We start from the raw sequence: 18,422 nt of genomic DNA, 5'->3' as shown, positions 1-18,422 counted from the left end.
CGCCCGGACGCCCCCCGCCCGGACACCTTCCGCCTGGACGTCCTCCGCCAAGGCGCCCGGCGCCTGGACGCCGCCACCCCCGCCTCCCGGGACCGCGCGGTCGACGCGCTGCGGGCCCTCGCGATACTCGGTGTCGTCCTCGGACACTGGCTGGTCACCGCCCTGGTCGTACAGGACGGCGCCCTGCACACCGAGAGCCCGCTGCGGCACCGGCCCTGGCTGGCCCCGCTCTCCTGGCTGTTCCAGACACTGGCCGTCTTCTTCCTGGTCGGCGGCCACGTGGCGACCCGCGGCCTGGCCACCGCCCACGCCCGAGGCGACTCCTACGGCCGGTGGCTGCGCGCCCGCCTGGTCCGTCTGCTCCGCCCGGTCGCCGCCCTGCTGGGCCTGTGGACGGTGACCGCCGCCGCTCTGCTCCTCACCGGCACATCGCCGGCGACCGTCCACAGCCTGGTGAAACTCGCGCTGTCCCCCCTGTGGTTCCTGCTGGTCTTCGCCGCGCTGACGGCCGCCACCCCGCTCGTCGCCCGGCTCAACCCGCTGTGGCCGCTCGCCGTCGTCCTGCATGTGGACCTGCTCCGCTTCGGCCTGCACCTCGGCCCGTCCTGGCTCGGCTGGACCAACCTGGCCGCCGGCTGGCTGGTGCCCTACACCCTGGGCGCGGCCTGGGCCCGGGGCGAGCTGCGCAGCCGCCGTTCGGCCCGGGTCCTGCTGCTCGGCGGTACGGCGGCCACGGCACTCCTCATCGGCTGCGCGGGCTACCCGGCGTCCATGGTCGGCGTCCCCAACAGCGCGGTCTCCAACCTGAACCCGCCGACCCTGGCGGCCGTCACGTTCGGCCTGGCCCAGTGCGGTCTGGCCCTGCTGCTGCGCGACCGGCTGCGCCGGGCGGCGGCCCGGCCCCTGGTCTGGGCGGCGGTGGCCCTGGTCAACCTCTCGGCGATGACGGTCTTCCTGTGGCACCAGACGGCGATGACGGCCACCACCGTCACGGCGCTCGTGGCCGGCCGCCTGCCCGGTCTGCACACCGCGCCCGACTCCCCGGGCTGGGTGGCGTACCGGCTGGCCTGGCTGCCGGTGTTCGCCATGGCCCTGGCCCTGTGCCTGGCGGCCTTCCACCACCGTGAGCGGGGCTCGCGCCGTCGCCCGTCCCGGGTGGTCCACCGCCATCTGCCGCCGACGAAGACCCCGCACCATGCCTAAAGTTGATCTCGTGCAGCCCGAGGACCCGACCGCCGCCCCCGCCGAGGGCCCTCGCACCCCGCCCCGCGCCACCACCCGACTGCGCGCCTGGCTGGGCGAGGCACCCACCCGTAACTCGCCCCCGTACTCCCGGTACCGCTGGGCCCGCCTGCTCACCTACTTCGTCCTCGGCTGGGTCGCGCTGGCCATCGCCGCGGGCGGCGGCGCCGAGGTCTCCGACTCCTACCGCATCGCCTTCCCCGTCGCCCTGATCACCACCTCCCTCCAGGCCGCCGCCCTCCTCCTGGCCGGCTGGCGCCCGCTCTCCGCCTGGGCGCTGTCCCTGGCCGCCGCCACCGCCACCGCCCTGCTCGCCCGCCCCCACCTGGCCGCCCTCCCGCCCGGCGGCTCCGGTCCCAACTGGCCCTGGACCACGCCCACGGTGATCGCGCACATGGCGGTCTTCCTGCTGCTCGCCCTGCGCGTCCGGCCGGCCGGCGTGGTGGCCGCGTTCACCGTGACCACGGCGGTGACCTGGGTCCTACAGGCTTCCATGGGAACCGGCCACTACTCCGGCACCGGCACCCTGGCGGTGGGCCTGTGCGCCGTCATGGCCGTCACCGGCAGCGCCCTGCGCAGCCGCCAGCAGGCCCGTAGCGAACTGGTCCAGCAGACGACGATCAGCGTCGAGGAGCGGGCCCGCCGCACCCTGCTGGAGGAGCGCAGCCGGATCGCCCGGGAGCTGCACGACGTGGTCGCCCACCACATGTCGGTGATCTCCATCCAGGCCCAGGTCGCCCCGCACCTGGTGGAGAACCCCTCCCCGGAGCTGCTGGAGAACCTCTCCGGTATCCGCGCCAACGCGCTGGAGGCGCTCACCGAACTGCGCCGGGTCCTAGGGGTGCTGCGCTCCGAGAACCCCGAGGACCCCTACGGCCTGGGCGCCCCCGGCACCGGAGCGGCCCCGGACGCCCCCCAGCCCACGCTGGACCGGCTCGACGCGCTGATCGAGAACACCCGCGCGGCGGGACTGGACGTGACCGCCGAGGTCGTGGGCGCGATACGGCCCCACGCACCGGGTGTGGAGCTGTCGGCGTACCGGATCGTGCAGGAGGCGCTGAGCAACGCGCTGCGGCACGCGCCCGGGTCCCGGGTGCGGGTCGAGGTCGGGCATCTCCCGGAGGGCCTGCGGCTGGTGGTGGACAACACCCCGCCCCGGCATCCCGCCCCGCCGTCCCCCGGCGCCGGCCACGGGCTGCTCGGTATGCGCGAGCGCGTGGCCATGCTCGGCGGCCGCCTCACGGCGGGCGGCACCGAGGGCGGCGGCTTCAGCGTCACGGCCTTCCTCCCCGGGGACGTCCCGGACCCGCCCGACCAGCGCCCGACAGGAGAACAGACCCCATGACGAGCGGTACCGGCAGCATCCGTGTCCTGATCGCCGACGACCAGCAGATGGTCCGGCAGGGCTTCACCGTGCTGCTCAACGCCCAGAGCGACATCGAGGTGATCGGGCAGGCGGTGGACGGCCGGGACGCGATCGCCCGGACCGCCGAACTGGCCCCGGACGTGGTGCTGATGGACATCCGGATGCCGGAGCTGGGCGGCATCGAGGCGACCCGCCGCATCACCGGGGACCACCCCGCCGTCAGGGTGCTGGTGCTGACCACGTTCGACCTGGACGAGTACGTGTACGACGCGCTGCGGGCGGGCGCCTCCGGCTTCCTGCTCAAGGACGCCTCCGCGGACCAGCTGGCCGAGGCGGTCCGGGTCGTGGCCGCGGGCGACGCCCTGCTGGCCCCCGGCATCACCCGGCGGCTCATCGCGGAGTTCTCCCGCCTGGACGGCGGTGGCCGGGCCCCGCTCAGACGGCGTGTCGGCGAGCTGACCGAGCGGGAGACGGAGGTGCTGGCGCTGATCGCGCAGGGCCTGTCGAACGCGGAGATCGCCGAGCGGCTGGTCGTGGCCGAGCAGACCGTGAAGACGCACGTGGGCCGGATCCTGGTGAAGCTGGGCCTGCGCGACCGCACCCAGGCCGCGGTCTACGCCTACGAGTCCGGTGTGGTCCGCCCCGGCGCCCGCTGACCCCGGGCCGGGCCGGGCGGAGGCTGGCCAGGCGGGGCGGGCCGGGCTAGCGTCCGTTCATGGCAGCTGCTGCGGACCATGTCTTCGCCCCCTGGGACCCGGCGTTCGTCGCCGACCCCTACCCGGCCTACGCCGAGCTGCGCGCCCGGGGCCGGGTGATCCGGTACGAACCGAGCGACCAGTGGCTGGTGCCGCACCACGCGGACGTCTCGGCGCTGCTGCGGGACCGCCGGCTCGGCCGCACCTACAGGCACCGGTTCACGCACGAGGAGTTCGGCCGTACCCCGCCCCCGCCCGAGCACGAGCCGTTCCACACCCTCAACGACCACGGGATGCTGGACCTGGAGCCGCCGGACCACACCCGCATCCGGCGCCTGGTGGCGAAGGCGTTCACCCCGCGCACGGTGGAGCGGCTGGGGCCGTATGTGCGCGGGCTGGCGGAGGAGCTGGTGGCCGCCCTGGTCGAGAACGGCGGCGGCGATCTGCTGACGGACGTGGCCGAACCGCTGCCGGTCGCGGTGATCGCCGAGCTGCTCGGCATCCCCGCGGCGGACCGGCCGCTGCTGCGGCCGTGGTCGGCGGCCATCTGCGGGATGTACGAGCTGAACCCGTCCGAGGAGACGGCGGCCCGGGCGGTGCGGGCGTCGGTGGAGTTCTCCGACTACCTCCGACAGCTGATCGCGGCCCGCCGCGCCGAGCCCGGCGAGGACCTGGTCTCCGCCCTGATCGCGGCCCATGACGAGGGCGACCGGCTCACCGGGCAGGAGCTGGTCTCCACGGTGGTGCTGCTCCTGAACGCGGGCCACGAGGCGACCGTCAACGCCACGGTGAACGGCTGGTACGCCCTCTTCCGCCACCCCGGCGAGCTCGCGGCCCTGCGCGCCGACCACGCGCTGGTCCCGTCCGCGATCGAGGAGCTGCTGCGCTACGACACCCCGCTCCAGCTCTTCGAACGCTGGGTCCTGGACGACATCGAGGTCGGCGGCACCGTGATCCCGAGGGGCGCCGAGGTCGCCCTGCTCTTCGGCTCCGCCAACCACGACCCGGCCGTCTTCGCCGGCCCCGGCCGCCTCGACCTCACCCGCGCGGAGAACCCGCACATCTCCTTCGGCGCGGGCATCCACTACTGCGTCGGCGCGGCCCTGGCCCGTATCGAGCTGGCCGCCTCCCTGACGGCCCTGCTGGAGCGGGCGCCCACGCTGGCGCTCGCGGCGGAACCGGAACGCCGGCCGAACTTCGTGATCAGGGGGCTGCGGGGGCTGCGCGTGGAGGTGCGCTGAGCCCAGGCGCCCCGTTTCCCGCGGTCAGCGCCCGGCGGGCAGGACCAGGCCCCAGGCGCCCTCCACCACCCGCCAGGTCCGCCGGCGCACCGGCCCGGACACCGCCGCGTCGGCCCGGTAGCGGAACTCCGCCCCGGTGACCGTCACCGTGTGGCCGGAGGCCAGCAGCGGGGTCGCCTCCGCGCCCACCGACAGCGGCCGGACCTCCACCGAGGCCACCCCGGCCGCGCCCGGTGTCACCGACACCGCCTCCACCGGCTGGTCCGTGTCGACCACCGGCCGCCCGTCGACCTCCACCCGCAGCCGGGCCGCGCTCGGGGCGGGCACGGCGGACAGCCGGGCGGGGCGGGCGGCGAGCGTGCGGACCAGCGAGCGGTACCAGGGCCGGCCCGTGGAGACCGGCACCGGGGAGGCGGCGCCCGCCCTCGCCGGCACCGGCGGGATGCGCAGCGCGCCCAGCACCACGCCGTCACCGTCGTCGACCAGCAGGTCCAGCCGCCGCTCCACGCCGTCCAGGACCGCCCGCGCCGCCGCCACCGCGCCACCGGGCACCCCGAGCGACTCGGCGAGCGAGGTGTCCCCGACCGGCACCACGGACAACGCGCATCCGGCCAGCTCCCCGCGCCGGTGCAGCAGGGTGACGGCTCGGGTCAGCGCCCGGCCGTCACCCACCACGACCGGTCGCCGCGCCCCCCTGCGGTCCAGGGCGCGAGCGAATTCCTCCGGGCCGTCCGGCAGGCACAGCTTGGCCGGCGCACCCGCGCTGAGCACGTCTTTCGCGATCCGTACGGACTCCCCGTCCGCCTGCCGTGCCGCCGGATCGATGATCACCAGCAGCTGATCGGACGTCGCGGAAGTCGCCACCTCGGTCCTGCCTCGCTTCCTCGGGTAGCATCTTTGTGCAAGAGCCCCTTGCGCTATTGCGCCAGGGGCTTCGTCTATTCCGGGGCATCCGGTCCGACGGTTGTGCGACCAACGACGGTCGCGGTGGTACGCGGCGGTGAACCTTACGCCCATGCCCCCGACCTTGGACATGCCCCGCCCGGAAGGGGTGTACGCGCGTGCCCGCACTTGTGCTGCTCGGTGCTCAGTGGGGTGACGAAGGCAAGGGAAAGGCGACGGATCTCCTCGGTGGTTCCGTTGATTACGTGGTGCGTTACCAGGGTGGCAACAACGCCGGCCACACGGTCGTCGTGGGCGACCAGAAGTACGCACTGCACCTCCTCCCTTCCGGAATCCTGTCGCCCGGCTGTACGCCGGTCATCGGCAACGGTGTCGTCGTCGACCCGTCGGTCCTGCTCTCCGAGCTGAGCGGTCTGAACGAGCGTGGCGTCGACACGTCCAAGCTCCTGATCAGCGGTAACGCGCACATCATCACGCCGTACAACGTGACCGTCGACAAGGTGACGGAACGCTTCCTCGGCAAGCGCAAGATCGGTACGACCGGCCGCGGCATCGGCCCGACCTACGCCGACAAGATCAACCGCGTGGGTATCCGGGTCCAGGACCTGTACGACGAGTCGATCCTCCAGCAGAAGGTGGAGGCGGCCCTCGACGTCAAGAACCAGATCCTCACCAAGCTGTACAACCGGCGCGCGATCGCCGCGGACCAGGTGGTCGAGGAGCTGCTGGGCTACGCCGAGCAGATCCGGCCGTATGTCGCCGACACGGTGCTGGTCCTGAACCAGGCCCTGGAGGACGACAAGGTCGTGCTCTTCGAGGGCGGCCAGGGCACGCTGCTGGACATCGACCACGGCACGTACCCCTTCGTCACCTCCTCGAACCCGACCGCGGGCGGCGCCTGCACGGGCGCGGGCGTGGGCCCGACGAAGATCAGCCGGGTGATCGGCATCCTGAAGGCCTACACCACCCGGGTCGGCGCGGGCCCGTTCCCGACCGAGCTGTTCGACGAGGACGGCGAGGCGCTGCGCCGTATCGGCGGCGAGCGGGGCGTCACCACCGGCCGGGACCGCCGCTGCGGCTGGTTCGACGCGGTCATCGCCCGCTACGCCACCCGCGTCAACGGTCTGACCGACTTCTTCCTCACCAAGCTGGACGTGCTCACCGGCTGGGAGCAGATCCCGGTCTGCGTCGCCTACGAGATCGACGGCAAGCGGGTCGAGGAGCTGCCGTACTCGCAGACCGACTTCCACCACGCGAAGCCGGTCTACGAGATGCTGCCGGGCTGGTCCGAGGACATCAGCAAGGCGAAGTCCTTCTCCGACCTGCCGAAGAACGCCCAGGCGTACGTCAAGGCGCTGGAGGAGATGTCCGGCGCCCCGATCTCCGCGATCGGCGTGGGTCCGGGCCGGGACGAGACGATCGAGATCAACTCGTTCCTGTAGGACGAGGCCCCCGCACGGGACACCCTGCCGGTCCGGCCGGCAGGGTGTCTTTCTTTCCCACGCCGATCCCACGCCGTTCCAGGCCGATTCCAGGCCGATGCCAGGCTGATCCCGCGCTGTCCCCGCGCGGCTCAGCTGAAGACGATCATCGAGCCCTGGGCCAGCGAGCGGGTGGCCGCCGCGTGCAGGCCCAGCCAGACGTGGCGTTCGCGGGCGAAGGGGCTGGGGTCGTAGGGGGCCGGGACGGCCGGTTCCTCCAGCTCCGTGGGGGCCGGCGGCGGGGCGGGGGCGGCCGGGGGATTGGCCGGATCGATGCCGATCACGGGGGCCACGTACTGGAGTTCCCGCAGCAGCGTCTGGGAGGAGCCCAACGGGCCGCCGCCGGCGAGGAGTTCGTCGTTGGAGAGCGGGTGCGGGAAGTCGACGGGGACGTAGGCGCCCGCGTGGTCGTAGTGCCAGACCAGGTGTGACTGCTGGGCCGTCGACTCGAACATCTCCAGCAACTGCTCGTAGTCGCCGCCCAGTTCGTCCACCGGTGTCACCGGCAGGCCGCAGACCTGGAGCAGGTAGGCCCGGCGCAGGAAGTGCAGGGCGTCGTAGTCGAAACCGGCGACCGGGGCGACGTCGCCGGACAGGCCGGGCATGTACTGGTACACCGGCACCGGCGGCAGGCCGGCCGCGGCCAGCGCCTTGTCGTACTGCGCGAGTTCCTCGGCGAAGGGGTTGTCCGGGGTGTGGCACAACACGTCCACGAGCGGTACCAGCCACAGGTCACAGGCCAAAGAGGGCTCCTCGCATCGGCGGGCGCGCCGTCACGCACGGCGGCGGGTGGTCAGGGAAGGGTAGTCGCTGCGGCCCGGGGACGCTCCCCGTAGGGCCCGTATCGGTCGTCTACCCGCCCGCCAGGTGTTCCAGCAGTGCCAGCGAGTGCGCGCCCGCGTCGGCGACGATCGCGCGGGCCGTCTCCGCCTCGCGCCGGGCCAGCGCGTCGACCAGTTCGGTGTGCCGGTCCCACAGCCGGCCGCGCAGCTCGGGCAGGCGCAGCAGGTACTGCACCGCGCACACCCAGGACTGCAGGCGCAGCCGGTGCAGGAAGTCGCCGAGGTAGGGGTTGCCGAACAGGGCGCTCAACTCGCGCCAGAAGCGCAGGTCGTAGCCGATGAGGACGGTCAGGTCGCCGGCCGTGGCCGCCCGCTGGGCCTCCTCGCCGCGGCGCCGCACGGTGGCCAGGGCCGCGCCTGTGCGGGGGTCCTCCGGCGGGGTGCGGAAGGCGGGGTGGCCCGCGGTGAGGGCCTGGAACATGCCGTCGGTGACCAGGCCGCGGGCCTCGACCATGTGCCGGTAGTCGGCGACCGAGTACTCGGGCACCCGGAAGCCGCGGTGCTGGTCGGCCTCCAGGATGCCCTGCGCGGACAGGTCGACCAGCGCCTCGCGGACCGGTGTGGCGGAGACGCCGTACTGGTCGGCTATCTCCTTGACGGTGAACGCCCGGCCCGGGCGCAGCCGTCCCGCCAGCACCTCGTCACGGAGCGCGTCCGCGATCTGCTGGCGCAGGGTGCTGCGCGTCACGGGGCCGTTGCCGGGCATGCTCCGTGCCTCTCCTCACACGTCCGGATGCGGGGCTCGTACGGACCCGCGGCGGCCGCGGGTCCCTCTTCCTTACGAGCACGTCACCTTACGCGTTCGAACTGGTGTGGGGGGAGCCGTGTACGGTCACACGGTGTGTTCGTCGGCGGCGCTCAGCGCGGCGTCGAGCGCGGCCAGACCCTCCTTCAGCTCGGCCTCGGTCGCGGTGCACGGCGGGGCGATGTGGGTGCGGTTCATGTTCACGAACGGCCACAGGCCGTGCCGCTTGGCGGCGGCGGTGAAGGCGGCCATGGGGGCGTTCGCCTCGCCGGTGGCGTTGTACGGCACCAGCGGCTCGCGGGTCTCCCGGTCGCGCACCAGCTCCAGCGCCCAGAACATGCCCACGCCGCGCACCTCGCCGACGCTCGGGTGGCGGGCGGCCAGCTCGGCGAGGCCGGGGCCGACGACGCTCTCGCCGAGCCGCCGGGCGTTCTCCACGACGCCCTCCTGCGCCATCACGTCGATCGTGGCGACGGCGGCGGCGCAGGCCAGCGGGTGGCCGGAGTAGGTGAGGCCGCCGGGGTAGGGGCGCTTGCCGAAGGTCTCGGCGATCTCCTGGGAGATGGCGACACCGCCGAGGGGCACGTAACCGGAGTTCACACCCTTGGCGAAGGTCATCAGGTCGGGGACGACGCCGAACAGGTCCGCCGCGAACCACTCGCCGGTCCGGCCGAAGCCGGCCATGACCTCGTCCAGGATGAAGACGATCCCGTACTTGTCGCACAGCTCGCGCACGCCGGCCAGATAGCCGGGCGGCGGCACCATGATCCCGGCGGTGCCCGGGATGGTCTCCAGGATGATCGCGGCGATGGTCCCCGGGCCCTCGAAGGCGATCGTGGTCTCCAGGTGCTCCAGCGCCCGGGCGCACTCCTGCTCCTCGGTCTCGGCGTAGAAGCGGGAGCGGTAGAGGAACGGCGCCCAGAACCGGGCGACCCCGTTCGAGCCGCTGTCGTTCGCCCAGCGGCGCGGGTCACCGGTGATGTTCACCGCCTGCTGGGTGCCGCCGTGGTACGAGCGGTACGCCGAGAGCACCTTCGGGCGGCCGGTGTGCAGCCGGGCCATGCGCACCGCGTGCTCCACGGCGTCCGCGCCGCCGTTGGTGAAGAAGATCTTGTCCAGGTCGCCGGGGGTCCGCTCGGCGATCAGCCGGGCCGCCTCCGAGCGGGCCTCGATGGCGAACGCGGGCGCGAAGGTGGTCAGCTTCGCGGCCTGCTCCTGGATCGCCGCGACGACCTTGGGGTGCTGGTAGCCGATGTTGGTGAAGACGAGCCCGCTGGTGAAGTCCAGATAGCGCGTGCCGTCGTAGTCCCAGAAGTACGACCCCTCGGCGCCGGCGACGGCGAGCGGGTCGATGAGGTCCTGCGCGGACCAGGAGTGGAAGACGTGCGCGCGGTCGGCGGCCTTCACTGCGGCGCCGGCTTCGGGGCTGGGCTGAGGGGTCATGCCGGTGAGGGTAAATGTCCGCGATGCGGAAGGCATATCGGCGTCTTGTTCCGTGGACGGGGGGAATCCGCGACAGGTTGTCGACGGCAGGGTGCGCGGGGTGCGCGTGGCGCGTTTCCGGCGGCGCCCGGTGTGGCCGGTTCCCGGTGCCGTCCGCCCCTGTTACGGAACCGTGGAATCAGTACCCGGGCCCGGGGTCGTACCGGCGCACTATTCTCGGGCGTTGCATACCTATGGGGGGAAGGCGGCGCGGGGATGGAGAAGCTGGGGCCGGGGGATCCGCCGGCGATCGGGGCCTACCGGCTGCTGGCGCGGCTCGGCGCGGGCGGCATGGGGCACGTGTACCTGGCCCGGTCGGAGCGGGGCCGGACCGTCGCCGTGAAGCTCGTCCGCGCGGAACTGGCCGAGCGGGAGGAGTTCCGGGAGCGGTTCCGGCAGGAGGTGCGCGCCGCGCGCCGGGTCGGCGGGTACTGGACGGCGCCGGTGCTGGACGCGGACACCGAGGCGGCCGTGCCGTGGGTGGCGACCGGGTACGTGGCCGGGCCGAGCCTGCAGCAGGTCGTCGGCCACGACCACGGGGCGCTGCCCGAGCGGTCGGTACGGATCCTCGCGGCGGGGCTCGCGCAGGCGCTGGCGGACATCCACGCGGCCGGGATCGTGCACCGGGATCTCAAGCCGTCGAACGTGCTGGTCACCATCGACGGGCCGCGCGTGATCGACTTCGGGATCGCGCGGGCGCTGGAGACGACGGCACCGGGCGCGGAGGGGCTCACCCGCACCGGGGCACTCGTCGGATCGCCCGGGTTCATGGCGCCCGAGCAGGTGCGCGGGGACCGGATCACGCCCGCGTGCGACGTGTTCTGCCTCGGCTCCGTGCTCGCCTACGCGGCCACCGGGTCGCTGCCCTTCGGGACCGCCGACAGCGGGGTCCACGCGCTGATGTTCCGCATCGCCCAGGAGGAGCCGGACCTGACCGGCGTGCCGGAGGGGATAGCCGACCTCGTACGGGACTGCCTGCGCAAGGACCCGGCGAGCCGGCCCTCGCCGGTGGACATCCTGGAGCGGACCGGCGTCGAGGACACCGTGACCGGGGGCCGCTCCCGCGACCCCTGGCTCCCCAGCGCCCTGGTGGCCCAGCTCGGCCGGCACGCGGTGCGGTTGCTGGAGGTGGAGAACCCGGAGGGCGGCGGGGCACCACCGGCACCGGCCCCGCCCCCACCCGGCACCGGCCCACTCACGGGCACCGCCGCGCCGACGGGGGCCGGTACGGCACATGGGTCCGGGGGGCCGTACGGGTCCGGGGCACCGTACGGGTCGGGTACGCCGGCGGGGGCCGGTAGGCCACATGGGTCCAGTACGCCACATGGGTCCGGGGCGCCACGTGGGTCCGGTTCGCCGTACGGGTCCGGTCCGCCGTATGGGACGGGTACGCCGCATGGGCCCGGGGCGCCATACGGGTCCGGCACGCCGAACGGGACCGGGAGGCCGAACGGATTCGGCGCGGCCAGCAGGTCCGGGGCACCTGCGGGGCCCGGGGCGCCGTATGGGTCGGGTGCGCCTGCTGGATCCGGTGCGCCCGCCGGGCCGGAGAAGCCTCCGGGAACGGGTGGGCAGGACGGCCCGGGCGCGTTCGCGGGGACCGGGGCGCCGCCGTCCGGGTCCGAGGCGCCTGCGGGGCCCGGTGCGCAGCACGGGCCTGGTGTGCCTGCGGGGCCTGGTGTGCCTGCGGGGCCTGAGGTGCCTGCGGGGCCTGACGCGCCTGCCGGTCCCGGTGCGTCCAACGGGCCAGGTGTGTCTCCCCGGTCCGGCGTGCTTCCCGGATCCGGCGTGTCTTCAGGGCCCGGCGTGCTTCCCGGGGCCGGCGTGTCTCGGGGGCCCGGCGTGTCTCCGGGGCCCGGTGGGCAGGTCGGCCCGGGCGCGACCGCGGGATCCGGTGCGCACCACGGGCCGGATGGGCCGAACGGGTCTGGGGGCTCCCACGGTCCGGGGGTGCCGAATGGGTCGGGGGTCTCTCACGGTCCGGGGGCGCCGAATGGGTCGGGGGGCTCGCACGGTCCGGGGGAGCCGAACGGCACCGGTGTGCCCCATGGCACCAGTGGGTTCCACGACCCCCATGCGTCGAACGGCACCGGGGTGTCCCACGGCACCGGTGTGTCGTTCATGGCCGGTAACGGGTCTCCCGAGCACGCCCCCGTTTCCGACGGCGGAGTCCCCGCGCCCGCCGATCGCCTGCCCACCGCGCTCACGCCCCAGGTTCCGCCGCCGCCCACCGCACCCCCGGCGTCTTACGGCGCCCCGCGGCCGCAGCCGTACTCCGCGCCGCAGCCGCACCCCACCGGCTACGGCTACCCGCAGCAGGCCGGCGCCGGCGCCGACGCCTGGGGCGGGCCGCGGCAGCCGTACCACCCGCATCCCGGCGGACCCGGCGCCACACCGCCGTACGGCCCGGCCGACCTCGGCGTGCCGGAGGAGCCGGAGCGGCGCAGCGGCCGGTCCACCGCGCTGCTCGTCGTCATCGCGCTGGTCGTCGCGGTGGGCGCGGGCGGCTCGGTGTACGCGCTGATGAAGAACGGCAGCGGCACCGAGAAGGCCGGCGGCACGGTCGGTACGGCCCCCACCCACCGCTCCGCGGCCCCGGACGGGGCGTCGGCGCCGCCCGCCACCTCGGCCGCGCCCTCCCCGACCGCCTCGAAGTCGCCGGCCGACGGGGCGATACCGGACGCCTATCTGGGCACCTGGCGGACCACCATCGGCGACGAGGTCGGCGCCAACAGCCGCGTACTGACCATCCGGCAGGGCGAGGTGGGGGACACCGTGCTGACCCTGGTCGCGGACGGGCCGACCGAGGGCGGCGGGTCGTACCACTGCGTCTTCGAGGCCGAGCTGGCCGAAGCGCCCGGCGCGGACGGGAAGTTGGAGATCGGGCCGTCCACCGTCACCACCGGGGAGCCGGCCTCCTCCTGCACCCCGGGCGAGGCCACCGAGGTCACCCTGCTGCCGGACGGCAGGCTGGAGCGGGCCAAGGCGAGCGGCGGGGAGAGCCTGACGTACAGCAAGGGGTGACAGTCCGGGGCGGCCCGTCGTACGGCGAGGAGTGCCGGCCCCGGCGGCCGCCCTCAGCGGGGTTCCGGGGGGCGCTGTCTCGGCATGTTCGGGCGGCTTCCGTTCGACGGGGGCAGCGGGAACCGCGCCCCGCCCGCTCCGCCCGCCTCCTGCCGGGGCACCGTGGCCGACGCCGTCTGGATGCCCGGCGGGGCCGGGCCCGTACGGAAGTGCACCATCCAGTCGGCGGTCTCCGTGCGCACCAGGTCCGCGATGTCCTCGCAGAAGCGCCGCAGCACCGTCAGGCACCGCTCGGTCGCCTCGCTCGCCGTGCCCTCCGCCGGGCCCAGCACCTCCCGCACGCTCTCCGACGCCCAGTCGAACTGCAGGGCCTGGAGCCGTCGTTGCACCGCCTGGGCCGTGGCCACGTCCCGCATCCAGCCGGACGTGCACCCGAAGAACCGGTCGACGCCCATGCCGGCGCCCGCGACCAGCAGCGCCAGACAGCCCCAGGGCGCCGCCCCGGCGGCCACCCCGGTGAGGTCCAGCAGCGGCAGCGCCGCCCCGGCCACCGCCCCGGCCGCCGTCGTGATCCGCAGCGCGCGCGCCCCGCGCCGCTTCCAGAGCCGGTCCCGCAGATACCAGGCGGCCGTCTCCAGTCCCCGGCGCTCCACCCACCGGTACAGCTCGTCCAGCCGTTCGGCGGGTTCGCCCCAGTCCCCGAGCGGAAACGTCCGCCCGGTCAGATCGCCCGGCCGCAGCCCGGCCGCGCCCTCGCCCCGCCCGTCCTGAGGCGGACCCTCGGGCTGCATCTCCGGCTGACCCACCCGGCACTCCCTACTGATCACGACCGGTCGCGTTGCGTGACATTCCATGCCGACGCGCGGCCACCTTCCTACCGCCCAACGGGTGGCGGAGAGGGAGGTTTCCCCGCTTTTCCGCCCGGAAGGGGGCCTTGATCAGGTATAGGACAGCCGTGTTTCTCACCCGAAAGAGTGGCAGGGCAGGGACCGCGTGGACCACGTAGGCTCATTGACGACCGAGAAAAAAGTCGGCGACGACAATCCGGAAGACGGCGAGGAGCTGATCGTGATCCCCGGTGGCCAGCCCAACATGCAGCAGTTGCTCCAGCAGGCCCAGAAGATGCAGCAGGACCTGGCGCGGGCGCAGGAGGAACTGGCGAACACCGAGGTCGACGGGCAGGCGGGCGGCGGCCTGGTGAAGGCCACCGTCACCGGCGCCGGCGAGCTGCGCGCGCTGAGGATCGACCCGAAGGCGGTGGACCCGGAGGACACCGAGACCCTCGCCGACCTGATCGTGGCGGCCGTCCAGGCGGCCAACCAGAACGCGCAGACGCTCCAGCAGCAGAAGCTCGGTCCGCTGGCCCAGGGGCTGGGCGGCGGCAGCGGCATCCCGGGCCTGCCGTTCTGACCCGCTTCGACCGGCCGCCTTCCGGGCGGAGGCGGAAGCCAACTACCGTACGTACCGAAAGGTCTCCAGGAAGGGCAGTCCGTTGTACGAAGGCGTGGTCCAGGACCTCATCGACGAACTGGGGCGGCTGCCCGGCGTCGGTCCCAAGAGCGCGCAGCGGATCGCCTTCCACATCCTGCAGGCCGAGCCGGCCGACGTGAAGCGGCTCGCGCACGCCCTGATGGAGGTCAAGGCGAAGGTCCGCTTCTGCGCGACCTGCGGCAACGTGGCGCAGGAGGAGCTGTGCGGCATCTGCCGCGATCCGCGCCGCGACCCCGCCGTCATCTGCGTGGTGGAGGAGCCGAAGGACGTCGTCGCCATCGAGCGCACCCGTGAGTTCCGGGGCCGCTACCACGTACTCGGCGGCGCGATCAGTCCCATCGAGGGCGTCGGACCCGACGACCTGCGTATACGGGAACTTCTCGCGCGGTTGGCCGACGGGACGGTCACGGAGCTGATCCTGGCGACGGACCCGAATCTGGAAGGCGAGGCGACGGCCACGTACCTCGCCCGCATGATCAAGCCCATGGGCCTGAAGGTCACCCGCCTGGCCAGCGGCCTCCCGGTGGGTGGCGACCTGGAGTACGCGGACGAGGTGACCCTCGGCCGCGCCTTCGAGGGGAGACGACTGCTAGATGTCTGACGCCACGCTGCACGCCACGACGCAGAACCCGGACGATTTCGCGGTGCAGATCGCGGACCAGGTGGAGAGCTTCCTGGTGGCCGTCACGGAGGTGGCCAGGGGCGACGAGCCCGGCTCGGCGGTCCCCTTCCTCCTGCTGGAGGTCTCCCAGCTGCTGCTCGCCGGCGGCCGGCTGGGCGCCCACGAGGACTTCGTCCCCGACGAGCGCTACGAGCCCGACCCGGGCCCGGAGCCGGACGTGGACGAGCTGCGCGAGAACTTCGCCCGGCTGCTGGACCCGGTCGACGTCTACTCCGAGGTCTTCGACCCGTACGAGCCCCGCAAGGCGCCCGTGCCGGCCCGGATCTCCGACGACCTCGCCGACATCATCACCGACCTCCGGCACGGCATGGCCCACTACCGCGCGGGCCGCGCCACCGAGGCCCTGTGGTGGTGGCAGTTCTCGTACTTCTCCAACTGGGGGGCGACGGCCTCGGCGGTGCTGCGCGCCCTGCAGTCCGTGCTGATCCACGTCCGGCTGAACCAGCCCCTGGAGGAGCTGGACGGCCTGGACACCGACCAGGCCGACATCGGCGACGAGACGCTGGAGTTCGAGGCCGGCCGGGTCATGGCCCAGGAGATCGGTGCCCCGCTGGGGCTTCGGCCGGCGAAGTAGCGGCCCGGGCGGCCGGCTGTGAGCCGGGGCACTTTCGGAGTGGTGCGCGGTCCGCTGGGCAGGGTCGGACCAGGGCGGACGATGTCTCACCATGCGGGAGCAGGTGGGTGGAATTCGGACGCTCGATAGACTGAGCCGACATAAACGAACCGAGCGAGGAGCGCACGTGGGCCTTGTCGTGCAGAAGTACGGAGGCTCCTCCGTAGCCGATGCCGAGGGCATCAAGCGCGTCGCCAAGCGGATCGTGGAAGCGAAGAAGAACGGCAACCAGGTTGTCGTCGTCGTTTCCGCGATGGGCGACACGACGGACGAGCTGATCGATCTCGCCGAGCAGGTGTCTCCGATGCCTGCCGGGCGGGAGTTCGACATGCTGCTGACCGCCGGAGAGCGGATCTCCATGGCCCTGCTGGCGATGGCGATCAAAAACCTGGGCCACGAGGCCCAGTCGTTCACGGGCAGCCAGGCGGGCGTGATCACCGACTCGGTCCACAACAAAGCCCGGATCATCGACGTCACGCCGGGCCGGATCCGTACCGCGCTGGACGAGGGCAACATCGCCATCGTCGCCGGTTTCCAGGGTGTGAGCCAGGACAAGAAGGACATCACCACGCTGGGCCGCGGTGGGTCCGACACGACGGCCGTGGCGCTCGCCGCCGCGCTCGACGCCGAGGTCTGCGAGATCTACACCGACGTCGACGGGGTGTTCACCGCCGACCCGCGTGTGGTGAAGAAGGCCCGCAAGATCGACTGGATCTCCTTCGAGGACATGCTGGAGCTGGCCTCGTCCGGGTCCAAGGTGCTGCTCCACCGCTGTGTGGAGTACGCCCGCCGCTACAACATCCCGATCCATGTCCGGTCCTCGTTCAGCGGACTGCAGGGCACGTGGGTCAGCAGTGAGCCGATTGGGGACAAGAAGGTGGAGCAGGCCATCATCTCCGGTGTCGCGCACGACACCTCCGAGGCCAAGATCACGGTCGTCGGTGTGCCGGACAAGCCGGGTGAGGCGGCCGCGATCTTCCGGACCATCGCCGATGCCGAGGTCAACATCGACATGGTCGTGCAGAACGTGTCCGCCGCCTCCACCGGTCTGACGGACATCTCCTTCACCCTGCCGAAGACCGAGGGCCGCAAGGCCATCGACGCGCTGGAGAAGAACCGCCCCGGCATCGGCTTCGACTCGCTGCGCTACGACGACCAGATCGGCAAGATCTCCCTGGTCGGCGCCGGTATGAAGACCAACCCGGGCGTCACCGCCGCGTTCTTCGAGGCGCTGAGCGACGCGGGCGTGAACATCGAGCTGATCTCGACCTCCGAGATCCGCATCTCGGTCGTCACGCGCGCCGACGACGTGCCGGAGGCCGTCCGAGCCGTGCACACCGCCTTCGGGCTCGACTCCGACTCCGACGAGGCCGTCGTCTACGGAGGCACCGGCCGATGAGCCGGGGCACGGGCCGATGACCGGCAGACCGACGCTCGCGGTCGTGGGAGCGACCGGGGCGGTCGGCGCGGTCATGCTCCGGATCCTGTCCGAGCGCGCGGACATCTGGGGCGAGATCCGGCTCGTCGCCTCCGCGCGCTCGGCCGGCCGCAAGCTGACCGTGCGCGGCGCGGAGGTCGAGGTGACGGCCCTGACGGAGGACGCCTTCGACGGGGTCGACATCGCGCTGTTCGGCGTGCCCGAGGAGGTCGCCGCCGTCTGGGCGCCGGTGGCCGCCGCGCGTGGCGCGGTCGTCGTCGACGGCTCCGGTGCCTTCCGGGCCGACGCGGACGTGCCGCTCGTGGTGCCGGAGGTCAATCCGCACGCGCTGCGCTCCCGCCCGCGCGGGATCGTCGCGAGCCCCGGCGGCACCACCCTGACGATGATCGTCGCCCTGGGCGCGCTGCACGCCGAGTACGGCCTGCGCGAGCTGGTGGTGTCGTCGTACCAGGCGGCGAGCGGGGCCGGGCGGGCCGGGGTGGACACCCTGCGGGCCCAGCTGGCCCTGGTCGCCGGGACCGAGCTGGGCACGCAGCCGGGGGACCTCAGGCGGGCCGTCGGGGACACCACCGGGCCGTTCCCGGAGCCGGTCGCGCTGAACGTCGTACCGTGGGCCGGGCCGCCGCGGGCGGACGGCTGGTCGGCGCAGGAGCTGGCCGTGCGCGAGGAGTCCCGCAAGGTCCTCGGACTGTCCGCGCTGCCGGTCGTCGTGACCTGCGTCCAGGTGCCGGTGGTCACCACCCACTCGCTGACCGTGCACGCCCGCTTCCAGCGCGAGGTCGCGGTCGACGGCGCCCGGGAGATCCTCGCGACCGCGCCGGGCGTGGTGCTGTGCGACGATCCGGCCGCCGGCGAGTTCCCCACCCCGGCCGACGTGGTGGGCACCGATCCGACCTGGGTCGGGCGGCTGCGCCGGGCCCTGGACGATCCGGCCGCGCTGGAGTTCTTCGTGTGCGGCGACAACCTGCGCAAGGGCGGCGCCCTGAACTGCGTGCAGATCGCGGAGCTGCTGCCCGCCCCGGCCGGCGCGGCCGCGGCCGGGGCGGCCGGCCGCGTGTGACGGTTTGTAGGATCCGCGTAAGAAGTGTGGCCGGGAGCATGGTCCAAACCGCTTGAACCGTTCCTCTTGGCAGCAGAGGATTTCTCTCCCCGCCCTCCGCAACCGTACGGAAGGCGG

Annotated in this window: 16 protein-coding genes and 1 pseudogene; 12 read left to right on the top strand and 5 right to left on the bottom strand. The window is 73.4% G+C overall.

Annotation, left to right across the window (positions count from 1 at the left end; translation table 11 throughout):
- Nucleotides 1-33 precede the first annotated feature (33 nt).
- From ABD350_RS05965 to ABD350_RS05950, 4 genes are read left to right on the top strand one after another with little or no spacing between them, the layout of a single operon-like run.
- Nucleotides 34-1,203, top strand: coding sequence for an acyltransferase family protein (locus ABD350_RS05965; RefSeq protein ID WP_344347041.1), 1,170 nt, complete (start codon nt 34-36; stop codon nt 1,201-1,203).
- A 10-nt stretch (nt 1,204-1,213) separates the two neighbouring features.
- On the top strand, nt 1,214-2,587 hold the full coding sequence (locus tag ABD350_RS05960; RefSeq protein WP_344346690.1) for a sensor histidine kinase: 1,374 nt from the start codon (nt 1,214-1,216) through the stop codon (nt 2,585-2,587).
- On the top strand, nt 2,584-3,264 hold the full coding sequence (locus ABD350_RS05955; protein WP_344346688.1) for a response regulator: 681 nt from the start codon (nt 2,584-2,586) through the stop codon (nt 3,262-3,264). The genes ABD350_RS05960 and ABD350_RS05955 overlap by 4 nt, the downstream gene beginning before the upstream one ends.
- Nucleotides 3,265-3,323: 59 nt before the next feature.
- Nucleotides 3,324-4,544: a cytochrome P450 gene (locus tag ABD350_RS05950; protein ID WP_344346687.1), complete on the top strand. Its 1,221-nt coding sequence runs from the start codon at nt 3,324-3,326 to the stop codon at nt 4,542-4,544.
- Nucleotides 4,545-4,568: 24 nt separating this feature from the next.
- On the opposite strand, the gene ABD350_RS05945 is transcribed toward ABD350_RS05950, so the two are convergent.
- Entirely contained in the window at nt 4,569-5,408 is an 840-nt protein-coding gene (locus tag ABD350_RS05945; protein WP_344346686.1) for a diacylglycerol kinase, read from the bottom strand.
- 197 nt (nt 5,409-5,605) lie between these two features.
- Here ABD350_RS05945 and ABD350_RS05940 point away from each other — a divergent pair, with 197 nt between their 5' ends.
- Nucleotides 5,606-6,889 carry an adenylosuccinate synthase gene (locus ABD350_RS05940; protein ID WP_030619497.1) on the top strand — a complete coding sequence of 428 codons (1,284 nt, stop codon included), beginning with the start codon at nt 5,606-5,608 and terminating at the stop codon, nt 6,887-6,889.
- A gap of 131 nt (nt 6,890-7,020) precedes the next feature.
- Here ABD350_RS05940 and ABD350_RS05935 read toward each other — a convergent pair whose 3' ends face one another.
- The 3 genes from ABD350_RS05935 to ABD350_RS05925 all read right to left on the bottom strand — a co-directional run bounded on the left by ABD350_RS05935 (nt 7,021) and on the right by ABD350_RS05925 (nt 9,958).
- The gene (locus ABD350_RS05935) at nt 7,021-7,671 is read right to left on the bottom strand and encodes a hypothetical protein (protein WP_344346685.1); all 651 of its coding nucleotides are present in this window, start codon (nt 7,669-7,671) and stop codon (nt 7,021-7,023) included.
- A 109-nt stretch (nt 7,672-7,780) separates the two neighbouring features.
- Complete coding sequence (locus tag ABD350_RS05930; protein ID WP_344346684.1) at nt 7,781-8,476, bottom strand: GntR family transcriptional regulator; 696 nt, start codon at nt 8,474-8,476, stop codon at nt 7,781-7,783.
- A gap of 126 nt (nt 8,477-8,602) precedes the next feature.
- The gene (locus ABD350_RS05925; RefSeq protein WP_344346682.1) at nt 8,603-9,958 is read right to left on the bottom strand and encodes an aspartate aminotransferase family protein; all 1,356 of its coding nucleotides are present in this window, start codon (nt 9,956-9,958) and stop codon (nt 8,603-8,605) included.
- A gap of 255 nt (nt 9,959-10,213) precedes the next feature.
- Between ABD350_RS05925 and ABD350_RS05920 the strand changes: the two are divergent.
- Nucleotides 10,214-11,569: pseudogene (locus tag ABD350_RS05920) on the top strand (serine/threonine-protein kinase); the annotation flags it as partial.
- Nucleotides 11,570-12,118: 549 nt separating this feature from the next.
- Nucleotides 12,119-13,021 carry a hypothetical protein gene (locus tag ABD350_RS05915; protein ID WP_344347061.1) on the top strand — a complete coding sequence of 301 codons (903 nt, stop codon included), beginning with the start codon at nt 12,119-12,121 and terminating at the stop codon, nt 13,019-13,021.
- Nucleotides 13,022-13,074: 53 nt separating this feature from the next.
- Here the strand turns inward: ABD350_RS05915 and ABD350_RS05910 are convergent, their stop codons facing one another.
- On the bottom strand, nt 13,075-13,827 hold the full coding sequence (locus tag ABD350_RS05910; RefSeq protein ID WP_344346681.1) for an SLATT domain-containing protein: 753 nt from the start codon (nt 13,825-13,827) through the stop codon (nt 13,075-13,077).
- A gap of 262 nt (nt 13,828-14,089) precedes the next feature.
- Here ABD350_RS05910 and ABD350_RS05905 point away from each other — a divergent pair, with 262 nt between their 5' ends.
- From ABD350_RS05905 to ABD350_RS05885, 5 genes are all read left to right on the top strand, one after another.
- Nucleotides 14,090-14,431, top strand: coding sequence for a YbaB/EbfC family nucleoid-associated protein (locus ABD350_RS05905; RefSeq protein ID WP_189755765.1), 342 nt, complete (start codon nt 14,090-14,092; stop codon nt 14,429-14,431).
- An 82-nt stretch (nt 14,432-14,513) separates the two neighbouring features.
- The gene (gene recR, locus ABD350_RS05900; RefSeq protein WP_030790916.1) at nt 14,514-15,113 is read left to right on the top strand and encodes a recombination mediator RecR; all 600 of its coding nucleotides are present in this window, start codon (nt 14,514-14,516) and stop codon (nt 15,111-15,113) included.
- Nucleotides 15,106-15,768: a DUF5063 domain-containing protein gene (locus ABD350_RS05895; RefSeq protein WP_344346680.1), complete on the top strand. Its 663-nt coding sequence runs from the start codon at nt 15,106-15,108 to the stop codon at nt 15,766-15,768. Before recR ends, ABD350_RS05895 begins: the two co-directional genes overlap by 8 nt.
- Nucleotides 15,769-15,934: 166 nt before the next feature.
- Nucleotides 15,935-17,206 (top strand): aspartate kinase, encoded by a 1,272-nt coding sequence (locus ABD350_RS05890; protein ID WP_189755705.1) that lies wholly within the window; start codon nt 15,935-15,937, stop codon nt 17,204-17,206.
- Nucleotides 17,207-17,222: 16 nt separating this feature from the next.
- The gene (locus ABD350_RS05885) at nt 17,223-18,305 is read left to right on the top strand and encodes an aspartate-semialdehyde dehydrogenase (RefSeq protein WP_344346679.1); all 1,083 of its coding nucleotides are present in this window, start codon (nt 17,223-17,225) and stop codon (nt 18,303-18,305) included.
- The last annotated feature ends 117 nt before the right edge of the window (nt 18,306-18,422 follow it).

It is taken from the genome of Streptomyces nogalater (assembly GCF_039532885.1).
Taxonomy (GTDB): domain Bacteria; phylum Actinomycetota; class Actinomycetes; order Streptomycetales; family Streptomycetaceae; genus Streptomyces; species Streptomyces nogalater.
The sequence above is the reverse complement of the archived record's forward strand: the minus strand, read 5'-3'. Positions and strand labels throughout refer to the sequence as shown.